Origin of the sequence: Micromonospora citrea (assembly GCF_900090315.1) — a bacterium.
GTDB classification, from domain to species: domain Bacteria; phylum Actinomycetota; class Actinomycetes; order Mycobacteriales; family Micromonosporaceae; genus Micromonospora; species Micromonospora citrea.
Map to the genome: position 1 here is coordinate 5595527 of NZ_FMHZ01000002.1, position 16813 is coordinate 5612339.

Annotated in this window: 16 protein-coding genes; 12 read left to right on the top strand and 4 right to left on the bottom strand. The window is 72.4% G+C overall.

Translation table 11 applies throughout. The annotated features are described in order from the left end of the window. Window positions 1-25 precede the first annotated feature (25 nt). Entirely contained in the window at window positions 26-1204 is a 1179-nt protein-coding gene (tal, locus tag GA0070606_RS25625; RefSeq protein WP_091108189.1) for a transaldolase, read from the bottom strand. 16 nt (window positions 1205-1220) lie between these two features. Then, entirely contained in the window at window positions 1221-3359 is a 2139-nt protein-coding gene (tkt, locus tag GA0070606_RS25630; protein WP_091105200.1) for a transketolase, read from the bottom strand. Window positions 3360-3623: 264 nt separating this feature from the next. On the opposite strand from tkt, the gene GA0070606_RS25635 reads away from it, so the two are divergent. The 3 genes from GA0070606_RS25635 to GA0070606_RS25645 all read left to right on the top strand — a co-directional run bounded on the left by GA0070606_RS25635 (window position 3624) and on the right by GA0070606_RS25645 (window position 6341). Continuing rightward, window positions 3624-4580: a heme o synthase gene (locus GA0070606_RS25635; protein ID WP_091105203.1), complete on the top strand. Its 957-nt coding sequence runs from the start codon at window positions 3624-3626 to the stop codon at window positions 4578-4580. Between the two features lie 498 nt (window positions 4581-5078). Then, a complete protein-coding gene (locus tag GA0070606_RS25640; protein ID WP_091105206.1) occupies window positions 5079-5411 on the top strand; it encodes a hypothetical protein in 333 nt (110 codons plus the stop codon). 6 nt (window positions 5412-5417) lie between these two features. Continuing rightward, the gene (locus tag GA0070606_RS25645; RefSeq protein WP_091105208.1) at window positions 5418-6341 is read left to right on the top strand and encodes an ATP-grasp domain-containing protein; all 924 of its coding nucleotides are present in this window, start codon (window positions 5418-5420) and stop codon (window positions 6339-6341) included. 15 nt (window positions 6342-6356) lie between these two features. Here the strand turns inward: GA0070606_RS25645 and GA0070606_RS25650 are convergent, their stop codons facing one another. Next, entirely contained in the window at window positions 6357-7322 is a 966-nt protein-coding gene (locus GA0070606_RS25650; protein ID WP_176737415.1) for a COX15/CtaA family protein, read from the bottom strand. 98 nt (window positions 7323-7420) lie between these two features. On the opposite strand from GA0070606_RS25650, the gene GA0070606_RS25655 reads away from it, so the two are divergent. The 9 genes from GA0070606_RS25655 to GA0070606_RS25695 all read left to right on the top strand — a co-directional run bounded on the left by GA0070606_RS25655 (window position 7421) and on the right by GA0070606_RS25695 (window position 15616). Continuing rightward, window positions 7421-8173 (top strand): helix-turn-helix transcriptional regulator, encoded by a 753-nt coding sequence (locus GA0070606_RS25655; protein WP_091105213.1) that lies wholly within the window; start codon window positions 7421-7423, stop codon window positions 8171-8173. Further along, entirely contained in the window at window positions 8170-9600 is a 1431-nt protein-coding gene (gene sufB, locus GA0070606_RS25660; RefSeq protein ID WP_091105216.1) for a Fe-S cluster assembly protein SufB, read from the top strand. The genes GA0070606_RS25655 and sufB overlap by 4 nt, the downstream gene beginning before the upstream one ends. A gap of 94 nt (window positions 9601-9694) precedes the next feature. Then, on the top strand, window positions 9695-10837 hold the full coding sequence (sufD, locus tag GA0070606_RS25665; RefSeq protein ID WP_091105219.1) for a Fe-S cluster assembly protein SufD: 1143 nt from the start codon (window positions 9695-9697) through the stop codon (window positions 10835-10837). Next, entirely contained in the window at window positions 10837-11163 is a 327-nt protein-coding gene (locus GA0070606_RS25670) for a non-heme iron oxygenase ferredoxin subunit (protein WP_091105221.1), read from the top strand. The genes sufD and GA0070606_RS25670 overlap by 1 nt, the downstream gene beginning before the upstream one ends. Further along, entirely contained in the window at window positions 11163-11936 is a 774-nt protein-coding gene (gene sufC, locus GA0070606_RS25675) for a Fe-S cluster assembly ATPase SufC (protein WP_091105224.1), read from the top strand. The genes GA0070606_RS25670 and sufC overlap by 1 nt, the downstream gene beginning before the upstream one ends. Window positions 11937-11954: 18 nt before the next feature. After that, complete coding sequence (locus GA0070606_RS25680; protein WP_091105227.1) at window positions 11955-13259, top strand: cysteine desulfurase; 1305 nt, start codon at window positions 11955-11957, stop codon at window positions 13257-13259. 43 nt (window positions 13260-13302) lie between these two features. Continuing rightward, the gene (sufU, locus tag GA0070606_RS25685) at window positions 13303-13779 is read left to right on the top strand and encodes a Fe-S cluster assembly sulfur transfer protein SufU (protein WP_091105230.1); all 477 of its coding nucleotides are present in this window, start codon (window positions 13303-13305) and stop codon (window positions 13777-13779) included. Then, window positions 13776-14228 (top strand): metal-sulfur cluster assembly factor, encoded by a 453-nt coding sequence (locus tag GA0070606_RS25690; protein ID WP_091105233.1) that lies wholly within the window; start codon window positions 13776-13778, stop codon window positions 14226-14228. Before sufU ends, GA0070606_RS25690 begins: the two co-directional genes overlap by 4 nt. Window positions 14229-14986: 758 nt before the next feature. Further along, the gene (locus GA0070606_RS25695; protein ID WP_245724805.1) at window positions 14987-15616 is read left to right on the top strand and encodes a LysE family transporter; all 630 of its coding nucleotides are present in this window, start codon (window positions 14987-14989) and stop codon (window positions 15614-15616) included. Window positions 15617-15829: 213 nt separating this feature from the next. Here GA0070606_RS25695 and GA0070606_RS25700 read toward each other — a convergent pair whose 3' ends face one another. Next, window positions 15830-16810 (bottom strand): DsbA family oxidoreductase, encoded by a 981-nt coding sequence (locus GA0070606_RS25700; RefSeq protein WP_091105238.1) that lies wholly within the window; start codon window positions 16808-16810, stop codon window positions 15830-15832. Window positions 16811-16813 lie beyond the last annotated feature (3 nt).

The window sequence follows — 16813 nt, forward strand, 5'->3', positions numbered from 1 at the left end:
CTGATGGTTCGCTCGCTGCGCTCGCTCACGCGTTGCCTCCCGCCTGTTGCGCGGCCTGGGCGTTGCCCTTCGCGGCGCTGCCCGGGTGGCCGGTGCCCCTGCCGGCGGCGGCCAGCGACTTGCGGACGCCGTCGAGCAGCTCCTGCCAGCTCGCCTCGAACTTCTCCACGCCCTCGCGCTCCAGGGTGGCGATGACGTCGGCCATGTCGACGCCGACCGACTCCAGGCCCGCGAACACCTGGCGGGCCTCGTCGTACGAGCCGGTGATGGTGTCGCCGCGGGTCTCGCCGTGGTCGGCGTACGCGTGGACGACCGGCTCCGGCATCGTGTTGACGGTGCCGGGGGCGATCAGCTCCTCGACGTAGATGACGTCGCGGTAGTCCGGGTTCTTGGTGGAGGTCGACGCCCACAGCGGCCGCTGCGGGTGCGCGCCGGCGTCGGCGAGGGCCTGCCACCGGCCGGAGGAGAAGACCTCGCCGTAGCGCTCGTACGCCAGCTTGGCGTTGGCGACGGCGGCCTTGCCGCGCAGCGCCTTGGCCTCGGCGGAGCCGAGCTTCTCCAGCCTCTTGTCGACCTCGCTGTCGACGCGGGAGACGAAGAACGACGCGACCGAGCCGATCTTGCTCAGGTCGTGGCCGTTGGCCTTCGCCTGCTCCAGGCCGGCCAGGAACGCCTCCATCACCTGCGAGTAGCGGTCCAGCCCGAAGATCAGCGTGACGTTGACGCTGATCCCCTCCGCCAGGGTGGCGGTGATGGCCGGCAGGCCCGCCTCGGTGGCCGGGATCTTGATGAAGAGGTTGGGGCGGTCGACCAGCCACCACAGCGCCTTGGCCTCGGCGACGGTCTTGTCGGTCTCGTGGGCCAGCCGCGGGTCCACCTCGATGGAGACCCGGCCGTCGACGCCCGCGCTGCCCTCGTACGACGGGCGCATCACGTCGCACGCCCACCGCACGTCGTAGGTGGTGAGCATCCGCACGGCCTCCTCGACCTCCACCCCTCGGGTGGCGAGGTCGCGCAGCTGCCAGTCGTACTCGTCGGCGTCGCTCAGCGCCTTCGCGAAGATCGTCGGGTTGGTGGTCACCCCGGCCACGTGCTTCTCCCGGCGGAGCTGGTCCAGCCCGCCTGAGCTCAGTCGCACCCGGGAAAGATCGTCGAGCCAGACCGCCACGCCCGCGGCGGTGAGTTCGCTCAGCCTGTCCGTCATGCCGTCCACGCTCCCCTCAGTTGCCGGTCGTGAAACCGGTGATGTCGCCCACCCGGGTCATCGCCGCGTGTGCGGCGGCCACGATCCGGTCGGGGGTGAACCCGAACTGCTCGAACAGCACGGTGTGCGGGGCGCTGGCGCCGTAGTGCTCCAGGCTGACGCTCTCGCCGAGGTCGCCGACGACGCCGCGCCAGGACATGGCGATGCCCGCCTCCACGCTCACCCGTGCCTTTACCCCGCGCGGGAGCACCGACTCCCGGTAGGCCTCGTCCTGCTCGTAGAACCACTCCTGGCAGGGCATGGAGACCACCCGGGTGGGGGTGCCGTCGGCCTCCAGCCGCTCCCTCGCGGTCAGGCAGAGCTGCACCTCCGAACCGGTGCCGACGAGGATCACCTGCGGCTTGCCGGTGGAGGCCTCGGCCAGCACGTAGCCGCCCTTCGCCACGCCCTCGGCGCCGGCCAGCTCCGACCGGTCGAAGGTCGGCAGCGCCTGGCGGCTCAGCGCCAGCGCGGTCGGCCGGTCGGTGTGCTCCAGGGCCTGCCGCCAGGCCCAGGCGGTCTCGTTGGCGTCGGCCGGGCGGACCACGTCCAGGCCCGGGATGGCCCGCAGCGCGGTCAGGTGCTCCACCGGCTGGTGGGTCGGGCCGTCCTCGCCGAGGCCGATCGAGTCGTGCGTCCAGACGTAGATCACCGGCAGCTTCATCAGCGCGGCGAGCCGGACGGACGGGCGCATGTAGTCGCTGAACACCAGGAACGTGCCGCCGTAGGGGCGGGTGCCGCCGTGCAGGGCGATGCCGTTGAGGATCGCGCCCATGGCGTGCTCGCGGATGCCGAAGTGCAGCGTCCGGCCGTACTCGTGGCCGGGGAAGTCCTTGGTGGCGTGGGCGGCCGGGACGAACGACGGCTCGCCCTTCATCGTGGTGTTGTTGCTCTCGGCCAGGTCGGCCGAGCCGCCCCACAGCTCCGGCAGCACCGGCGCGAGCGCCTCCAGGACCTTGCCGGAGGCGGCGCGGGTGGCGATGCCCTTGGCGTCGGCCGGGAACTCCGGCAGCGCGTCGGCCCAGCCCTGGGGCAGCACCCGGCGGGCCGTCCGGTCGTAGAGCGACCTGCGCTCCGGGTTCGCCTTCGACCAGGCGTCGAACGCCGTGGTCCACTCCTGCTGGGCGCGGGCGCCGCGCTCCATCACCTGGCGGGCGTGCCCCAGCACCTCCTCGTCGACCTCGAAGGACTGCGCCGGGTCGAAGCCGAGGATCTGCTTGGTGGCGGCCACCTCGTCGGCGCCGAGCGCGGACCCGTGGATCTTGCCGGTGTTCTTCTTGTTGGGCGCGGGCCAGCCGATGATGGTGCGCAGCGAGATGAAGGAGGGACGGCCGGTCTCGGCCTTCGCCGCCAGCAGCGCCCGGTGCAGGGCCTCCACGTCCTCGTGGTAGTCGCCCTGGTCGGCGTCGCCGGTGCGCCAGTCGACGGTCTGCACGTGCCAGCCGTACGCCTCGTAGCGGGCCGCGACGTCCTCGCTCATGGCGATCCGGGTGTCGTCCTCGATCGAGATCTCGTTGTCGTCGTAGATCACGCAGAGGTTGCCCAGCTGCTGGTGGCCGGCGAGGGCACTGGCCTCGTGGCTGATGCCCTCCTCGATGTCGCCGTCGGAGGCGATGCACCAGATGTCGTGGTCGAAGACCGACGTGCCCGGCTCCGCCTCCGGGTCGAACAGGCCGCGCTCGCGGCGGGCCGCCATCGCCATGCCGACCGCGTTGCCGATGCCCTGGCCGAGCGGCCCGGTGGTGGTCTCCACGCCGGGGGTGTGCCCGTGCTCGGGGTGGCCGGGGGTGAGCGAGCCCCACTGCCGCAGGGACTTGAGGTCCTCCAGGGCCAGCGGGTAGCCGGAGAGGAAGAGCTGGATGTAGAGGGTGAGGCTGGAGTGGCCCGCGGAGAGCACGAACCGGTCCCGGCCGGGCCAGTTCGGGTCGGCCGGGTTGTGCCGCATGACCCGGTTGAAGAGGAGGTAGGCCGCGGGCGCGAGGCTCATCGCGGTGCCCGGGTGGCCGTTGCCGGATTTCTCCACGGCGTCCATGGCCAGCACGCGGACGGTGTCGACGGCCCGGCGGTCGAGGTCGGACCAGTTGAGTGCGGGGTGCTCGGGTCGATTGGCAGCCACGATGGTTGTGCTCCTCGGCAGATGGGCGGAACCCTCAGTGATGACCCTATCGAGCGGTCCTAAACGTCCGCCCGGGGATCTCCGCATGCTGGTCTGTGCGTGTCCGGGAGGATCGGTGGTTCGCCCCGGCGGTGTGACGGCCCGCACCGTTGTCGGGTCGCCCGGGCAGCCAAAACGACAGCGCGTAGTCTGTGGTGCGGTGTGTGGCCCGAGCCGGGTCCGACCGACCCGACCTCCCCTGCCGACGCCGGAAGGTGGCAATCCGTGAGCATGATCACCGAGCGCCCCGTCAGCAACCCTGCCGGTCAGCCGGTGCGCAAGGCGGCGGAGGCGCCGGCGGTCGGCCGGCGGGACGTCCGCGCGGTGATCTCGGCGTACGTGACGCTGACCAAGCCGCGGATCGTCGAGCTGCTCCTCGTCACCACCGTGCCGGCGATGATGCTCGCCGACGGCGGCCTGCCCTCGCTGTGGCTGATGGCCGTGGTGCTGGTCGGCGGCTCGCTCGCCGCCGGCGCGGCCAGCGTCATCAACTGCTACATCGACCGGGACATCGACCAGTTGATGCGGCGCACCAAGCGCCGCCCGCTGCCGGCGCACACCGTGACGCCGCGCAACGCGCTGATCTTCGGTCTGGTGCTGGCCACGGTGTCGGTCGCGCTGATGGTCGCGTTCACCAACCTGCTGGCCGCCGGGCTCACCCTGGCCGCGATCGTCTACTACGACGTCGTCTACACCCTCTGGCTCAAGCGCACCACGACGGCGAACACGTTCTGGGGCGGCGCCTGCGGGGCGGCGCCGGTGCTGATCGGCTGGGCGGCGGTGACCGGCTCGCTGGCGCCGGCCGCGTGGGCGCTCTTCGCGGTGGTCTTCTTCTGGCAGATGCCGCACTTCTACCCGCTGGCGATGAAGTACAAGGACGACTACGCCCGCGCCAACATCCCGATGCTGCCGGTGGTCGCCTCCACCCGGCGGGTGAACGCCGAGATCATCGGCTTCGCGTGGCTGACCGTGGCGTCCTCGCTGGCCGTGTGGCCGCTGGGCATGAGCCTGATCTACGGCGTGCCCGCCGTGGTGGTCGGCGCCATCTTCCTGGTGGAGGCGCACCGGCTCGCCCGCCGGGCCGTGCGCGGCCAGGCCGTGAAGCCGATGCGGCTGTTCCACTGGTCCACGACCTACCTGACCATCCTCTTCGCGGCCGTCGCGCTCGACGCGCTGATCTGATCCGGGTGGCGACCGGCCGGCGGTCCGGCCGTTCCCCCTCCGATCCACCCTCCCCGGGGGGTTGGTGGCCGGCCTCGGCGCCGGCCCCGGGGACCGCTGCGGAACCGTTCCCCGCGCCATCGGCCGGCTCCGCGCTCCGTCCGCGCCGCGGGTCGCCGTCCCTCGCCGCCGGGCCCACCCGTCGTCGTCCCTCGCCGTCGCGCCCCCGGCCGCCGTCCCTGTCCGGTCGCCGGTCGCCGCGTCGGTCGACGTCCCGGCAAATCATCATCGTGTATGCCTTGTCCGGGTTTCTCGTCACATCGACGACACCTTCGCCATCGGTCCGAGAGGTGGGCCATGTGCCGGGTGGCACCGGTTCGGGCCGGCGATTTGACCCGATCAGTCCGGATAAAACGGCCCATCTCGCCTGTGGTCTTCCTTAAACCTCCAGGTAATTGGCATCACAAAAGGTTCATGGTTCTCGCCCGCCCGGGTGGATGTCTGCTTACGCTTCGCGTCATGGCAGATGGTTCCGATACGACGCTGACGGCCGAACAGACCGCCGGGCAGGCCCCCCAGGGCCTGGTCGCGGGCATCAAGTCGTTCGCCGCCGGGCACGGCGGGGCGAAGGCGGTCATCGAGTACGTCGGCAAGCGTGGCGCACGCATCGTCCTCGTGGGTGAGGACGGGGTGTGGGGCGACCAGTTCGCCGACGACACCGTCGTCGCGCGGGAGGCCTGCGCGAAGGCGGGAGTCACCGTCGAGAACGCCTGGGAGCGTGAACTGATGGACCAGATGCGTCCGAGCAACGACCTCTGGCGGTCGATGGCCCGGCGCTCGATGGCCCGTTGACATAAATTGACCGACCACCACCAGTCGACCCGGGGGGAACCCCGGGTCGCCCTCGTCACCTGTGCCGAACTGCCCGACCTCGACCCGGACGACCGCCTGCTGCTCGCCTCGCTGACCGAGCGCGGGGTGACCGCCGAGCCGGTGGTCTGGGACGATCCGGCGGCCGACTGGTCGGCGTACGACCTGACGGTGCTCCGCTCGCCCTGGGACTACGCGCTGCGCCGCGACGAGTTCGTCGCCTGGGCGTCGACCGTGCCCGCCCTGGCCAACCCGGCCGACGTGGTCCGCTGGAACACCGACAAGCGCTACCTGGGCGAGCTGTCGGCGGCCGGGGTGCCGACCGTGCCGACCTCCTGGGTCGCGCCGGGCGAGACCTGGCAGCCGCCCGCCGAGCGGGGCGAGTACGTCGTCAAGCCGGCGGTCAGCGCCGGCAGCCAGGACACCGGCCGCTACGACCTCGCCGACCCGGAGCACCGGGAACTGGCCGCGGCGCACGTGCGACGGCTGTCGGACGCCGGCCGGCTGACCATGGTGCAGCCGTACCTCGACGCGGTCGACACGGCCGGGGAGACGGCGCTGCTGTTCCTCGCCGGGCCGGCGGGCCCGACGTTCAGCCACGCCATCCGCAAGGGGCCGATGCTGACCGGCCCGGACCTCGGCGTCGAGGAGCTCTACAAGCCCGAGGAGATCACCGCCCGCACCGCCACGGCGGAGCAGTTGGCGGTCGCGGAGCTGGCCCTGGCGGCGGTGCCCGGCGGGGCGCGACGGCTGCTCTACGCCCGGGTGGACCTGATCCCGGGCCCGGACGGCGCGCCCGTCCTGGTCGAGCTGGAGCTCACCGAGCCGTCGCTGTTCCTCGGGCACGCCGACGGCGCCGCCGACCGCCTGGCCGACGCCGTCCTGACCCGCCTGAGCGCCACGGCCCGCTGACCGCCCGGGTGCCCGTCAGGCGGGCACCGGGACGGCGTCCTCGGTGGTGGGGGTGGGCTCCGGGGTCGGCGCGACGGCGCGGCGCTCGCGGGTGGACCACTGGACCGAGAGTGTGGCGAGCAGCACCAGGCAGGAGCCGAGCATGTGCGCGCCCACCAGCACGGCCGGCAGGTTGGTGAAGTACTGCACGAAGCCGATCAGGCCCTGTCCCAGCTCGACGGCGACCAGCACCAGCGCCGCCCGGGCGGCCCGCCGTGCGCCGACCGCGCGGAACGCGAACACCAGCGCCACCGACAGGCCGATCAGCAGGAAGACGCTGTCGGCGTGCACCTGGGCGATCGTCTCCGGAGCGAGGCCGTTGCGGGCGGAGCCGTGGTCGCCCGCGTGCGGGCCGCTGCCGGTCACCCAGGTGCCGATCACCAGCACGGCCGCGCTGACCACGGTGGTGAGCAGGGCCAGGGTCCGCAGCGGGGCCGGGACGACGGGCGCCGCCGGGCCGGCCGGGTCCTTGATCCGCCGCCACAGGGCGTACGCGGCGGCGATGACCGCCATCGAGGCGAGGAAGTGCAGGCCGACCACCCACGGGTTGAGGTCGGTGAGCACGGTGATGCCGCCGATGATCGCCTGGGCGGGGATGCCGAAGAGCACGGCGACCGCCAGCGGGACCAGCTCCCGGCGGCGGGGGCGTTGCAGCAGCACCGCCACCAGCACGGCCAATGCGATGCCCCCGACGACGAAGGCGAGGAGGCGGTTGCCGAACTCGATCGCGCCGTTGATGCCCATCTCGGCGGTCGCCACGTACGACTCGTCGGTGCACCTGGGCCAGGTGGGGCAGCCGAGACCGGACTCGGTGAGCCGGACGGCCCCGCCGGTGACGACGATGCCGACGTTCGCGATGATCGAGGCGAGCGCGAGGCGGCGCAGCAGGGCGGTGGAGACCGGGAACCGGACGGATCGCTTCACGGCGCAAATCCTACGCACCGTAGTGGAGCGCGATCGGGTGACTCCGCCGGCGCGGTGGTTGGGATCACCGGGACCCGGGTTTGCGGCCCTCCGGCGAATTACGTAACGTGGGCGTTGTGAAAAACGCGGCGGCGCTCTCCGGGCACCAGCCGGCGGCCGCCCCGGCCGCCGGTCAGTCCGCGTCCGCCGGCGACCTCTCCACCCGCGACCGGGTCACCCGGCTGCTGCTGGAGCGGGGGGCCACCACCGCCGCGCAGCTCGGTTCGGCGCTCGGGCTCAGCCCCGCCGCCATCCGCCGGCACCTCGACGCGATGCTCGCCGACGGTGACGTGGTCGCCCGCGAGCAGACGGTGCGCGGCCACCGGGGTCGCGGCCGGCCGGCGAAGGTGTTCCTGCTGACCGACGCCGCGCGGGGCCGGTGCGGCACCCACCACTACGACAACATGGCCACCGCCGCGCTGCGCTGGATCGCCCGCAACGGCGGCTCCGAGGCGGTCGAGGCGTTCGCCGCCGACCAGGTGGCCGCCCTGGAGGCCCGCTGCCGGGCCGCCATGGAGGACGCCGGCGACGAGCCCCTGGCGCGGGCCGAGGCGCTCGCGGGGGCACTGACCGCCGAGGGCTACGCTGCCAACGCGTCCACGATCGCCTCCGGCGGCCAGCTGTGTCAGCACCACTGCCCGGTGGCGCACGTGGCCGCCGAGTTCCCCCAGCTGTGCGAGGCCGAGACCGCGGTGATCTCCCGCCTGGTCGGCACCCACGTGCAGCGCCTGGCCACCATCGCGCACGGCGACGGGGTGTGCACCACGCACATCCCCACCCAGCCGCGCATGTCCGGTAACACCGTCACCACTGTGAGGACAGATAGATGACCGAGCAGATCGTCCAGCCCCTGACCCAGGAAGAGCAGCTCGCCGCCCTGGGTCGCTACGAGTACGGCTGGGCCGACCCCGACGTCGCCGGGGCGGTCGCCCAGCGCGGCCTCAACGAGGCGGTGGTGCGGGACATCTCGGCCAAGAAGAACGAGCCCGCCTGGATGCTCGACCTGCGGCTGAAGGGCCTGCGGCTGTTCGACCGCAAGCCCATGCCGGCGTGGGGCGCCGACCTCACCGGGATCGACTTCGACAACATCAAGTACTTCGTCCGGTCCACCGAGAAGCAGGCCACCAGCTGGGAGGACCTGCCCGAGGACATCAAGAACACCTACGACAAGCTGGGCATCCCCGAGGCGGAGAAGCAGCGGCTGATCGCGGGCGTCGCGGCGCAGTACGAGTCCGAGGTCGTCTACCACAAGATCCGTGAGGACCTGGAGGAGCAGGGCGTCGTCTTCCTCGACACCGACACCGCCCTCAAGGAGCACGAGGACCTGTTCAAGGAGTACTTCGGCACCGTCATCCCGGTCGGCGACAACAAGTTCGCCGCGCTGAACACCTCCGTCTGGTCCGGTGGCTCGTTCATCTACGTGCCGAAGGGCGTGCACGTGGAGATCCCGCTGCAGGCCTACTTCCGGATCAACACGGAGAACATGGGCCAGTTCGAGCGGACGCTGATCATCGTCGACGAGGGCGCGTACGTGCACTACGTCGAGGGCTGCACCGCGCCCATCTACTCCTCCGACTCGCTGCACAGCGCCGTCGTGGAGATCATCGTCAAGAAGAACGCCCGGTGCCGTTACACGACCATCCAGAACTGGTCGAACAACGTCTACAACCTGGTCACCAAGCGGGCCGTGTGCCACGAGGGCGCGACCATGGAGTGGATCGACGGCAACATCGGCTCCAAGGTCACCATGAAGTACCCGGCGGTCTACATGACCGGCGAGCACGCCAAGGGCGAGGTGCTCTCGGTGGCCATGGCCGGCGAGGGCCAGCACCAGGACGCCGGCGCCAAGATGGTGCACGCCGCGCCGCACACCTCCTCCACCATCGTCTCGAAGTCGATCGCCCGCGGTGGCGGCCGGACGTCGTACCGGGGTCTGGTGCAGGTGCTGGAGGGCTCGACCAACAGCCGCAGCACGGTCAAGTGCGACGCGCTGCTGGTCGACACGATCTCCCGCTCCGACACCTACCCGTACGTCGACATCCGCGAGGACGACGTGTCGATGGGGCACGAGGCCACCGTCTCCAAGGTCAGCGAGGACCAGCTCTTCTACCTGATGAGCCGGGGCCTGAGCGAGGACGAGGCGATGGCGATGATCGTGCGCGGCTTCATCGAGCCGATCGCCAAGGAGCTCCCGATGGAGTACGCCCTGGAGCTCAACCGGCTGATCGAGCTGCAGATGGAGGGCGCGGTCGGCTGACGCCACCGGCCCTCGCGCGGCCCGAGCCCGTCGCGCCGCGTCGTGAGCAGCCCGTCCGACCCTCCGACCAATCGCAGAACAGACCAAGGAAGAAATGACTACCCAGGCTTCCGCGCCGCCCAGCACCAAGTCGCAGGCGCTCCGCTCGTACGACGTCGCCGACTTCCCGGCCCTCACCGGCCTGGAGGAGGATTGGCGGTTCACCCCGCTGAAGCGCCTGCGTGGCCTGGTCGGCGGGGCGCAGGCCGCCACCGGCACGGTCCGCCACGAGCACGGCGACCTGCCCGAGGGCGTGGCCGTCTCCCGGATCGGGAAGGACGATCCGCGGGTGGGCAGCGTGCTCACCCCGGTCGACCGGGTCAGCGCGCTGGCGTACGGCGGCGCCGACCAGGCGCTGCTGGTGCAGATCGCCCGGGACGCGGTGGTCGCCGAGCCGGTGGCCCTGCGGGTGGTCGGCGACGGCGCGGACGGCCTCGCCTTCGGGCACACCTTCGTCGAGGTCGACCGCTTCGCCGAGGCGACCCTGGTGCTGGAGCACGCCGGGTCGGCGACGCTGGCCGACAACGTCGAGGTGAGCGTGGCCGACGGGGCGAAGCTGACGCTGGTCACCGTCGCGGACTGGGCGGCCGACGCGGTGCAGGCCCAGCACCTCAAGGTGCGGCTGGGCCGCGACGCCAGGGTGGTGCACGTCCAGGTCACCCTCGGCGGGGACCTGGTCCGGCAGTACACCTCGGTGGAGTACACGGACCGGGGCGGCGAGGCCGAACTGTACGGCCTCTACTTCGCCGACTCCGGGCAGCACCTGGAGCACCGCCAGCTGGTCGACCACAGCGTGCCGGACTGCCGCAGCCACGTCGGCTACCGGGGCGCCCTGCAGGGCGAGAGCGCGCGTACCGTCTGGGTGGGCGACGTGCTGATCCGCGCCGAGGCGACCGGCACCGACACGTACGAGATCAACCGGAACCTGCTGCTGACCGACGGCGCGCGGGCCGACTCCGTACCCAACCTGGAGATCGAGACCGGCGAGATCGCCGGCGCCGGCCACGCGAGCGCGACCGGCCGCTTCGACGACGAGCAGCTGTTCTACCTGATGGCCCGGGGCATCCCGGAGGCCGAGGCGCGCCGCCTGGTGGTGCGCGGCTTCTTCGCCGAGCTGATCAACAAGATCCCGGTCGAGGAGCTGCGCGAGCGGCTCGGCGACGCCATCGAGGCCCGACTGGCCAAGGCCGGCGCCTGATGATCAAGATCTGTTCGACCGAGGACGTGCCGAAGGGCACCGCGATCAGCGCCGACGTCGACGGCACCCAGATCGCGGTCGTGCACGGCGAGGACGACAACTTCTACGCCGTCCACGACGAGTGCTCGCACGCCGCGGTCGCCCTCTCCGAGGGGGAGGTGTCCGGCTGCACGCTGGAATGCTGGCTGCACGGATCCCGTTTCGACCTGAGGACCGGCGAGCCGACCGGGCTGCCCGCCACCGAACCCGTTCCCGTCTATCCCGTCGAAGTCCGCGACGGTGACATCTACGTCAGCCTCACGCCGAGCAATGGAGTGACCCGATAATGAGCACCCTGGAGATCCGCGACCTGAAGGTGTCGGTCAAGCTGCCCGAGGGTGAGCTCAAGCCGATCCTCGCCGGGGTAGACCTGACGGTGAGGTCGGGGGAGACCCACGCGATCATGGGCCCGAACGGGTCCGGCAAGTCGACCCTGGCCTACTCGATCGCCGGCCACCCCAAGTACGAGATCACCGGCGGCTCGGTGACCCTCGACGGCGAGGACGTGCTGGCCATGTCCGTCGACGAGCGGGCCCGCGCCGGCCTCTTCCTGGCCATGCAGTACCCGGTCGAGGTGCCCGGCGTGTCCGTGGCGAACTTCCTGCGTACCGCCAAGACCGCCATCGACGGCGAGGCGCCGAAGCTGCGCACCTGGGGCGGCGAGCTGCGCGGCGCCATGGAGCGCCTCCAGATGGACCCGGCGTTCGCCCAGCGCAACGTCAACGAGGGCTTCTCCGGCGGCGAGAAGAAGCGGCACGAGATCGTGCAGCTCGAGCTGCTCAAGCCGAAGATGGCCATCCTCGACGAGACCGACTCCGGCCTCGACGTCGACGCGCTGCGCGTGGTCAGCGAGGGCGTCAACCGGGTCCGCGACACCGGCGACACCGGCCTGCTGCTGATCACCCACTACACCCGGATCCTGCGCTACATCAAGCCGGACTTCGTGCACGTCTTCGTCGCCGGCCGGATCGTCGAGCAGGGCGGCCGGGAGCTGGCCGACAAGCTCGAGGAAGAGGGCTACGAGCGGTACGTCGCCGGGGCCGGTTCGGCGCGGGCCTGAGGGTAAGGACCAGCTGAGGTGACCACCATCGCGATCCCGCCCGGGATGCCGCAGTACGACGACGTGCCGCGTTACGACGTGGCCAAGGTGCGCGCCGACTTCCCGATCCTCGACCGGGAGGTCAACGGGCACCGGCTGGTCTATCTCGACAGCGCCAACACCTCGCACAAGCCGCGGCAGGTGCTCGACGTGCTCGCCGAGCACTACGCCGCGCACAACGCCAACGTGTCCCGCTCGGTGCACACGCTGGGCACGGAGGCCACCGAGGCGTACGAGGGCGCGCGGGCGAAGGTCGCGGCGTTCATCAACGCGCCGAGCGCGGACGAGGTGGTGTTCACCAAGAACTCCACCGAGGCGATCAACATCGTGGCGTACGCGTTCTCCAATTCCTCGCTGCGGCCCGACGCCGACCCCCGCTTCCGGCTCGGCCCCGGCGACGAGATCGTGATCTCCGAGATGGAGCACCACTCGAACATCGTCCCGTGGCAGCTGCTGGCCGAGCGCACCGGCGCGACGCTGCGCTGGTTCCCCGTCACCGACCACGGGCGCCTGGACGAGTCCGGGCTGGAGGACCTGGTCACCGAGCGGACGAAGATCGTCTCGCTGGTGCACATGTCCAACATCCTCGGCACCGTCAACGCCACCTCGCGGATCACCGAGCGGGTCCGGCAGGTGGGAGCGCTGCTGCTGCTCGACTGCTCCCAGTCGGTGCCGCACATGCCGATGGACGTGGTCGACTACGACGCCGACTTCATCGTCTTCACCGGTCACAAGATGTGCGGCCCGACCGGCATCGGGGTGCTCTGGGGTCGGGCCGAGCTGCTGGCGGCGATGCCGCCGGTGTTCGGCGGCGGCTCGATGATCGAGACGGTGTCCATGGCCGGCTCCACGTTCGCCGCGCCGCCGGCCCGGTTCGAGGCGGGCACCCCGCCGATCGCCGAGGCCGTCGCGCTGGGTGCCGCCGTCGACTACCTCAGCGGCATCGGGATGCGCGCCATCCAGTGGCACGAGAAGGAGTTGACGGCGTACGCGCTGGACGCGCTCGGCTCGGTGCGCGGCCTGCGGATCTTCGGGCCGACAGTGCCGGTGGGCCGGGGCGGCACCATCTCGTTCGCCCTCGGCGACATCCACCCGCACGACGTGGGGCAGGTGCTCGACTCCCTCGGCGTGCAGGTGCGGGTCGGCCACCACTGCGCCCGGCCGGTGTGCACCCGGTTCGGCGTGCCGGCCATGACGCGGGCCTCGTTCTACCTCTACACCACCACGGAGGAGATCGACGCCCTGGTGGCGGGCCTGGAGCGGGTGCGGAAGGTGTTCGAGTGAGCGGCGACGCAGGAGCCCGCGGAGCTTACGGGAGTTCAGCCTGATGCAGCTTGAGTCTCTTTACCAGGAGATCATCCTGGACCACTACAAGCACCCGCACGGCCGCGGCCTGCGGGACGCGGGCGACCCGGCGGACCGGGTGGCCGAGGCGCACCACGTGAACCCGACCTGCGGTGACGAGGTGACCGTCCGGGTCGCCACCGACGGCGAGGTGCTGCACGACGTCTCGTACGACGGCATGGGCTGCTCGATCAGCCAGGCGTCGGCGAGCGTGCTGCACGAGCTGCTGGTCGGGCGCGCCGCGGGCGAGGCGTTCCGGGTGCACGAGGCGTTCGTCGAGTTGATGTCCGGCCGCGGCCAGGTCGCGCCGGACGAGGACGTGCTCGGTGACGGGGTGGCGTTCGCGGGCGTCGCCCGCTACCCCGCCCGGGTCAAGTGCGCGCTGCTGCCGTGGATGGCGTTCAAGGACGCCGCGGCACGCGCCGGCGTGGGCGTGAGCCCTTCGGAGGTTAAGGCATGAGTAGCGAGGACACCGCCACCGCGGCGACGCCGGCGGTCGAGGGCACGACGACGCCGCAGACGGCCGCCGCCGCGCCGGGCACGGACGCCGCGCCGGCCACGGACGCCGCGCCGGCGGCCCGGGGCAAGGCCGCCGTCGCCGACATCGAGGAGGCGATGAAGGACGTCGTCGACCCCGAGCTGGGCATCAACGTGGTCGACCTCGGCCTGGTGTACGGCGTGCACGTCGGCGACGACAACGTCGCCACCCTGGACATGACGCTGACCTCGGCGGCCTGCCCGCTGACCGACGTGATCGAGGACCAGGCCCGGCAGGCGCTGACCACCGGCCCGGGCGGCGGCCTGGTCGACGACATCCGGATCAACTGGGTGTGGCTCCCGCCGTGGGGCCCCGACAAGATCACCGACGAGGGACGCGACCAGCTCCGCTCCCTCGGCTTCAACGTCTGACCCGGCCCACGCCGGCCCCGTCGAGCGCGTCGCCCACCCGGGCGGCGCGCTCGACCCGTCCGCCCCTCAACTCCGCCGGGCTCCGCGTGGGCTTCGCCAGGCTCCGTCGGCTTCGCCGGGCTCCGTTGGGCTCCGCGTGGGCTCCGTCGGGCTCCGTCGGGGCTTCGTCGGGCTCCGCCCCTCGGCTCCGTCCTCGACGGCCGGCCGCGGGTCGCCGCCCTCGACGAGGCCGAAGCCCTGTCCTGCGGCCCGGAGCCGCGCAGGATGGTTTCCCAGCCGTGATTCCGCTGGCCCCCGCCCAACCCGTCACTCGCTGCCCGCGCCGCACCCCCACCCAGCACGTCCACCCCCACCCAGCACGTCCACCCCGCCCACGCGCTCACTACCCGGCGCGCCCCTCGCCGTAGCCCGCCCCGCCTGGCGCTCCCACCACCGCGCGCCCCCGCCCTCCTCGCCCGCGATCTTGCACTTCCTGCCCCGACAAACCGGACGCTCTCGACATCTCGCGGGCAGAAAATGCAAGATCGGCGCCCTGTCGCCCTGTCGCCCTGTCGCCCTGCGGCTGTGGCGTCATGCGCCCGGGAAGGGGACGCGGCGGCGGTCGGGTGGGGATTTCGGTGGCCGGGAGGTGGAGTGGGGAAGCAGGATCTGGGGGTGACCGAGACCTGCCTGGTGAAGCCCGCCCCCGTCGTCGCGACCGTCGTTGCGCGGCGACAGCGCACGGCAGCCGGGTTCGCATCGGCGCGCCTTCGACCGTCTTGAGCGGGGCCTTCCTCGCCGGCCTGCTCGCCGGCTACGGCGTGGCGATACCCGTCGGCGCCATCGCGGTGCTCATCCTCGGGCTCACCGCCCGCACGTCGTTCCGGGTCGGCGCCGCCGCCGCGTTCGGGGTGGCGACGGCCGACGGGCTCTACGCCGCGGTGGCGGCTCTCGGCGGCACCGTGGTCGCCGGGCTGATCGCCCCGGTCGCCGGGCCGCTGCGGTTGGCCGCCGCCGTCGTGCTGCTCGTCCTCGCCGGCCACGGCGCCTGGCGCACCCTGCGTCCGGGCGCCGCGTCCGCAGTTCCCGCCGGCAGTCGCCGGGGCCTGGACACCCCGGCCCGGGCCTTCGCCGGCGTGCTGGCCCTGACCCTGCTGAACCCGGCGACGGTGGTCTACTTCGTCGCCCTCGTCATCGGCCGGCAGGGCGGCGCGGACCCGGGCGCGGCCGACGCGCTGCTCTTCGTGGCGGGCGCCTTCGCCGCCTCGGCCAGTTGGCAGCTGCTGATCGCCGGCGGGGGCACGCTCGTCGGGCGGGTGCTGACCGGGCCGCGCGGCCGGCGGGTCACGGCGCTGGTCTCCAGCGCCCTGATCGCGGCCCTGGCGGCAGCCATGCTGCTGCCACGGTGAGGTCCGGGTGTCAACGCGCCCCCGGCCAGGTCGGCGAGCCTCCTCGGGGGAGAGCCGATGCCAGGGTGGCGTCTCCGCCAGCGGTCTCCGCCAGCGCTCTCCGCCGGGTGGCCTCTCCGCCGGGTGGCGGTCTCCGCCGGGGTGGCGGCCCCGCGAAGGTGGCGGGCATCCCTCCAGCCGGAACGCCCGCCGCCGATCCGCTGCCGTCCACTGTCAGTCGGCGTAGCCGGGTGACATCGCCGCCGCCAGGCGCAGGTGGGCGGCGGCCCGTGGGCTGTCGCCCTGCCGCTGGAGGGTCCGACCCAGCAGCAACTGCACGTACGAGTCGTCCGGCGTCTCCGCCGCCAGCGGCTCCAGGATTCGCAGCGCCCGGGTGAGCTGGGCGGAGTGGAAGTAGGCCCGGGCGGCGAGCAGCCGGGTGCCGCGATCGTCGCCGTGGGCGTCGAGCAGGGGTCCGAGCAGGGTGAGGGCGCCGAGGGGGTCACCGAGGTCCAGCAGCGCCTCGGCGTGCCGGAAGCGTTCGACCTCCTCGGGGAGTTGCCGAGGGGCGCGCCGGGCGGCCTCGACCAGGAAGTCGTGGATCACCTCCGGCGGCTGTGCGCCTCGCAGCGCCGCGCCGTTCACGACGAAAGTCGGAGAGGTCGCCACCCCCGCGGCCCGGCCCCGCAGCACGAGCTCCCGGACGGCGGTGTCGCCTTCGCCGTCGGCGAGCAGCCCGCCGCTCGCCGGGAAGCCCGCCCGGCGGGACACCTCGTCCAGCACGGCCGGGAGGCTGATGTCCAGGGCGTCGACGAAGTGCGCCCGCATGACCTCCTCGGCCACCGCGTCCTGCAGTCGCGTACCGCCTGCCTCGTGGGCGAGGGCGATGAGGCGGTGCGCGTCGTGGCTGCTGGACCGCCACCCGGCTCCCCAGCGCGGGCCGAGGCCCTCGGCGAGCGCGATGCGGGAGACGCGTTCCCGGTTCTCGCCGGGCGTGAGGTCCGGTGCGCATCCCCGCAGGGCGGCGTCCACCATCGGGTCGCGCAGCACCTCCGCCAGCGGCTCGCCGGGGGTGGGGGCGGAGGGGTCGATCCGGTAGGGCCGCCACACGACCTCGACCGGGTCGCCCTGCCAGGAGGCCAGCGCCCGCTCCAGCCGGCGCTTGCCGATGTACGCCCACGGGCAGACGACGTCCGCCCAGATCTCGATCCGCATGAC